General features: G+C 67.1%; 6 protein-coding genes. 1 reads left to right on the plus strand and 5 read right to left on the minus strand.

The annotated features are described in order from the left end of the window. From NTX40_09325 to NTX40_09345, 5 genes are all read right to left on the minus strand, one after another. The coding region (locus NTX40_09325) for a class I SAM-dependent methyltransferase (protein ID MCX5649278.1) at positions 1-822 on the minus strand (822 nt) is incomplete at its 3' end. 76 nt (positions 823-898) lie between these two features. Continuing rightward, positions 899-2,032, minus strand: coding sequence for a DegT/DnrJ/EryC1/StrS family aminotransferase (locus NTX40_09330; protein ID MCX5649279.1), 1,134 nt, complete (start codon positions 2,030-2,032; stop codon positions 899-901). A gap of 170 nt (positions 2,033-2,202) precedes the next feature. Then, positions 2,203-3,255 carry a glycosyltransferase family 2 protein gene (locus tag NTX40_09335; protein MCX5649280.1) on the minus strand — a complete coding sequence of 351 codons (1,053 nt, stop codon included), beginning with the start codon at positions 3,253-3,255 and terminating at the stop codon, positions 2,203-2,205. 108 nt (positions 3,256-3,363) lie between these two features. After that, positions 3,364-3,903, minus strand: a complete 540-nt coding sequence (locus NTX40_09340) for a hypothetical protein (GenBank protein MCX5649281.1) — start codon at positions 3,901-3,903, stop codon at positions 3,364-3,366. Then, a complete protein-coding gene (locus NTX40_09345) occupies positions 3,900-4,229 on the minus strand; it encodes an ArsR family transcriptional regulator (GenBank protein ID MCX5649282.1) in 330 nt (109 codons plus the stop codon). The genes NTX40_09340 and NTX40_09345 overlap by 4 nt, the downstream gene beginning before the upstream one ends. A gap of 321 nt (positions 4,230-4,550) precedes the next feature. Between NTX40_09345 and NTX40_09350 the strand changes: the two genes are divergently transcribed. Then, positions 4,551-5,539 (plus strand): glycosyltransferase family 39 protein (locus NTX40_09350; GenBank protein ID MCX5649283.1); only part of this gene is annotated, 989 nt, incomplete at its 3' end.

Below are 5,539 nucleotides of genomic sequence, written 5' to 3' on the forward strand. Positions count from 1 at the left end.
GCCGCCCTGTTGCTCCGCCGCCCAGAACCGCTGCGGGTCCGTCCAGGGCAGGAGGCTGATGGCGGCGGTCGGCGGATGCAGAAAACTCGTCCGATGGGCCACGCTCCGGACCGCGAAGCCCGCCGACTCCAGGAGCCGACCCAGCGTCGCCGGCGTATGGTAGTAAAGGTCGCGCGGGGCATCCAGCGCCGCCCACCGCCGCCCGAACAGGCGCGCCTGCAGGCTCCGCGCGTTCGGCACCTGGACCACGAGCCAACCGTTGGCCGCCAGCACGCGCCGCGCCTCCGCCAGGACCGACCGCGGATCGTGCACGTGTTCCAGGACGTTGTGGAGCGTGACGGCCCGGAACGCACCGGCGTCGAAGGCCGCCTCTTCGAGCGTTCCGCGCCGCACGTCCAGGCCGAGGCGCTCGCGGGCGTAGTCCGCGGCGGGCGTAATTTCGACGCCCGCCGGCTCCAGGCCCGCCTCCTTCATCACGAGCAACCGGTCGCCGCTCCCGCAGCCGACGTCCAGAACCCTGTCGCCCGGCGCAAGGTCCGTGCGCCGAAGCATCGAGCGCGTCTCAAAGCGCAGCAGGTGAAACCGGTACGCGCGCTCGAGCCGATGGACGAGGCCCTCGGGGCCTGGCGTCTCGGGCTTCCAACTGTAGGTGTCGGGATAGTATCGGCCGATCTCGGCGGGCGACGGGCGCGGGCTGACCCACCGAAGGCCGCAGGCCGCGCACCGCACGACGCGGAACCGCTCGTGGGGCGGGAACTTGTCGGCCTTCTCGAAGGCGGGCTCGCCTGGCTTGCTGCAGAGGATGCAATTGACTTCTTCCATACTCGCCCCGCGACGGTGCACTACGCGATGCGTGAGATAACCCCGACCAAGGGTCTGGGCTCGGCATTACGCCGCACTATGCGTTCAGGCCCTTCTCGCGGCCGAAGGCGCAAATGGCGTCGACCACCCGGCCGAAATCCTCTTCCGTGAGGTCCGGATAGAGGGGGAGCGTCAGCAGGCGTTTCCAGATCCGTTCGCAGACGGGGGTCGGCCCCCGGCACTGCTTGTACATCGCGTAATGGTTGTTCGGAATGTAATGGACGCCGGTCGATATGTCGCGCTCCGCCAGCGCCGCGTTCAGCCCGTCGCGGTGGTCCGTCTGGACGGCGTAGTTGTGCCAGGCGGGTTTCGTGTCCGGTTCGGCGACGGGACGCTGGATCCAATCCAGGTCGGCCAGAGCCTCGTCGTAGCGCCGCGCCCACGCCGCACGCTGCGCGTTCATCGCGTCCAGTCGCTTAAGTTGCACCAGGCCGATCGCCGCCGGGATGTCGTTCAGGTGGCACTTGAATCCGAGTTCCACGACGTCGTAGTACCACGAGTACTGGGTGTCGGCCTTGGCCTCACGGCTCCAGGTGTCCTTCGTGATGCCGCACCATCGGAGGCGGCGGAGGCGCCGGTCGGTTTCGGCATCGTTGGTGACCAGCATGCCGCCCTCGCCGGTGGCGAGGTTCTTGACGGCGTGGAAGGAGAAGCACCCGAGGTCGCCGATCGCGCCGAGTTTCCGCCCGCGCCATTCGCCCCCGCATCCGTGGGCAGTATCTTCAATCAAGATAAGACCATGTTTCTCCGCGATCTGGCGAAGCGGCTCCATCTTGCACGGCCGGCCGCCGTAGTGGACGCACACGATCGCCCGCGTCTTCTTCGTGACGCGTTTGGCGACCGACTCGGGGTCCATGTTGCCGCTCGCCTCTTCGACGTCGGCGAAGACGGGCCTGGCGCCCGCGTAGAGAATGGCGTGGTTCGTCGAGACGAACGTCAGGGGCGTCGTGATGACCTCGCGGCCCTCGACCTCGGCGGCGATCATCGCCAGGTGCAGCGCCGCGGTGCCGCTGTTCAAGGCCACGGCGTGCTTGACGCCAAGGTACTCGGCAAACTTTTTCTCGAACTCGGCGGTCTTCGGTCCGAGGCCGACCCAGCCGGACGCCATCACCTTCCGGACGGCCTCGAACTCCTCCTCGCCGTAACTGGGGCGAAACACCGGGATCGTCATGGGCCTTCTCCGTTTTCCTGCCGTGACTCAACGCAGAGATCGCTGAGAACGCAGAGAAAAACCCTAATCAAGGAAAGACAACCACGGCTAAAGTGCTTTTCATCTTTTTGCCTTTTCCCTTTTTCCGCCGCTCTCTGCGCTCTCTGCGTCCTCTGCGTTTAAACCCACGCTCAATCGCGCAAGGCGATGTCGCGGGCGCCGATGCCGAAACGCCGGAAAATCTCGCGGAAACGCCGGGGCCCCATCCGGCCGCTCCGCAGGATCCAGGCGCGTTTACGGAGCATCTTCGTCAAACCGGCCCAGGCCTCGCGCCACGCCTGCCACAGGAGGCGCGCCATCTCGCCTTTCGATCGCTGGGAGGCCATGGCCCCCGCGCGGCCTTTGCCGGCGAGCGCTCCCCAGACCTGCCAGAAGTACCGGTAGCCCGACCACGCGACGCCCGCGAGGAGCAGCCAGGTCGGGAAATTCTTGACGGCCACCCAGATGCGGTTCCGCTCGACCAGGCGCGCGAGGAACGGCGAGACGCTCCCGCTCGAGGCCGCGTGATGATGATACACCAGGGTCTCCGGCACGTATAGGCTTTTCCAACCGTGGCGCTGGGCGCGCCAGCCCATGTCGGTCTCGTCGGCATAGGCGAAGAAGTCCTCGTCGTAGATTTCGCCGTCCGGCAGGCGGAGGTCCTGGAGCATCGCCCGGCGATAGAGGCAGCAGCAGTCGGAGACGTAGAAGACTTCGCCGCCTTGGCGCATGGCGTCGGGCGGCTGGGCCCGGCCGCCGCCCAGCGCCAGACCGTCGGGGCAGACAACGATGCCCGCGGCGTCCACCAGGCCGCTCGCCGCCAGGACGATCATCGGCGCCGCGGCGCCCGCCTGCGGGTTTGCCTCGAGGCACTCGACCAAGCGTCGGACGCAGTCGGGTTCGAGGTGGATGTCGTTGTTGCACATGAGGACGTAGGACGTCGTGATGCGGTTGATGCCGCTATTGTTCCCGCCGCCGAAGCCGAGGTTTGCCGCGTTGCGGTGGATGCGGACGCGGGGAAACTCGCGCGCGAGCATCTCGGCCGAGCCGTCCGTCGAGGCGTTGTCCACCACGAGGACCTCAAGGGCCGGGTAGTCCTGGGCCTGGAGCGAGCGGACGCAGTCGCCCACCACCCGGATGCCGTTCCAATTCAGGACCAGGGCGGTCACGCGAGGGCGATTGAGTAGGGACGGCGACGCGGGCACAGGGCCGCTCCTCTTCGGGGCTAGCGCGCCGGCGACGCGCGGGGCGCCGAGCGCCGCGTGATGCTAGAAACGCGCGCCAGGAGAGTCAAGCGCAAAGCCCATCTGTTGTCAGCGCGACGGCGACAGACGTTCCTTGACCTCCTCGAAGACCTCCAGTTTGCCTTCGCGCTTCGACCACGCAGCGAGTTCGTTCAGGTCCACGGGGTTGCGTTCGGCCACCAGGGCCGCCTGTTCCAGCGACTGGCGGTCGTGCCAGTGGTACCATGCGAGCAGCCGGTCCTTCACGCAATCGGTCGGCGAGAGGAGGCGCAGGCTGCCGGTCGCGAACTCGATCGTGCGGATTTCCTTCGGGGCCTCTCGCCCCAAAGCGACCGGGCCCGACGGGCAATCCACGAAGAACCGAGCGTCCGGATGGACGAACTGCCTCCCCTGCTCCACGAAACTGATTTCGGCCAGCGCCTTTCGCAGGCTCGACCGGGGCGTTGTGCCGTCGCCGATAAGGTCCAGGTCGGCCGAAACGTACAGCCCCTCGCTCCAGATCGTGACACAGGCCCCGCCGGACAGCACGACTTCGATGCCGCCCTGCTTCAGGTGACTGGCCACGAAAGCCGCCAACTCGCCCGCCGACATCTCGTTGATCGGCTTCATAGGGGTTTCCCAGCTCTCCTAGGTCGCCGACGATTCATCAGAAGCGCCCGGCGATCCGATTCGGGATAGAAGGACAGGGCCCGGTCGAGCAAGGCCTCCAACTCCCGCAGGAAAGGATACCGCGGGTTGAACGCGTACAGGCGCGTTCGGCCCACGAGGCGGCTCCAGAGGACGCTGGCTGCTTCCAGGCGCTCCAATTGTCTCTGAATCGGCCGGAGGCTCGTGCCAAAGAAGCGTGCCATCTCACGGGCGTACCCCTCGCCCCTCGAGCGAAGAAACACCAGAACCCGCTCCGTGCTGGCCGAAGCAACAATAGGCTGCAGCATTCGTCCGTCCTCTTCGCTTTCCAAGCGACTTCGATATTGAGTCACACGACTCTCTATCGGAATCGCCCGACTTATCTCTTGAATCATTCTAGCCTCGGTAACGTGGCCGGTCAAGGAAGATTCCGCGATTCGCCCCGAGGCGGGTGCGGAAGCCTACGCGCCGTTCGAGCCGGCGGCGGAAGCACCCGGTCAGCGCCGCGCGGCGTGGCACGTGCTACGGCGGGGAACGTCGCCGCGACCTTACGGTCGCGGCTCGAACGGCGTAAACCCATTCCCCTTTTTGGTTGACTGGCTTTGCGGTGCAACGCACGATGAACGCCCATGACAACGATGCCGACCGGGCCGGGACACGATCCGAAGGAGCGGCGCCACGCCATTCTGGTCTTCGCCGCGCTCGCCATCCTCTACCTTCTGACCCTCAACAACCAGTGGGCCATCGAGCCGGACAGCGCCGTGTACCTCACGCTGGGCCGCTCGATCGCCGAGGGCCGCGGCATGGAGTACAACGGCGGACCGGCGGGCGGAATACCGCCGCTGCTGCCGGTCCTCGTCGCCGGCAGCCGGCTCCTCTTCGGGCCGGCGTATTGGCCGATCAACCTCCTCGTCTCTTTGTCGGCGCTCGGGACGGTGATTTTCGCCTATCTGACGGTGCGCCGGCTCGCGAGTGAGGTCGGGGCGGACGACGTTCGGCTCGCGCTTGCCGCGCTCCTGATTACGGGGTCGAGCGCCCGGCTCCTGGTGGACTCGACGCGGATTCTGACGGACGTGCCGTGCGCCTTCTTCGTCGCGCTGGGGCTATACGCCTTTGTCCGCGCGCGCCAAGGCCATTGGGCGTGGTGCTGGGCGGGGTTGGGGGCGATGCTCCTGGCGACGGCGGCACGGTTGCCGGCGGGCGTCATTCTCGTCGGCCTCTTTGTGGGCCTCGCGCTGGAATTTCGCCGCGAAGGATATCGCCGGCGCCTTCTGGCGACGCTGGTCGGCATGGGCGGCGTGGCGGCAGGGGCGCTAGCGTGGTGGTTCCTCCTGCGGGGAGGCTCAGCGTCCACCGGCCCCGACTACTTCGTGACGATTTTCGAGCGGTTCCAATTCTGTTTCCGGGAGCGCTGGGTCCAGGTGGCCGAAGGACCCTTCCGCCTTCCCGGCGCCTTGTGCGAAGCGATCACGGGGCAGGAACTCCAAGGGTTCAACGTCGTTCCGACGGCCCTGATTCTCTTCGGCCTCTGGACGGCGGCGCGGCGCGGCCAGTGGGTTTTGGTGTGCCCCGTGCTGGCGTACGTCGCATTTCTGCTGGGGCTGGGCGGCAGCGCGGT

Source organism: Planctomycetota bacterium (assembly GCA_026387035.1).
GTDB lineage: Bacteria > Planctomycetota > Phycisphaerae > FEN-1346 > FEN-1346 > JAPLMM01.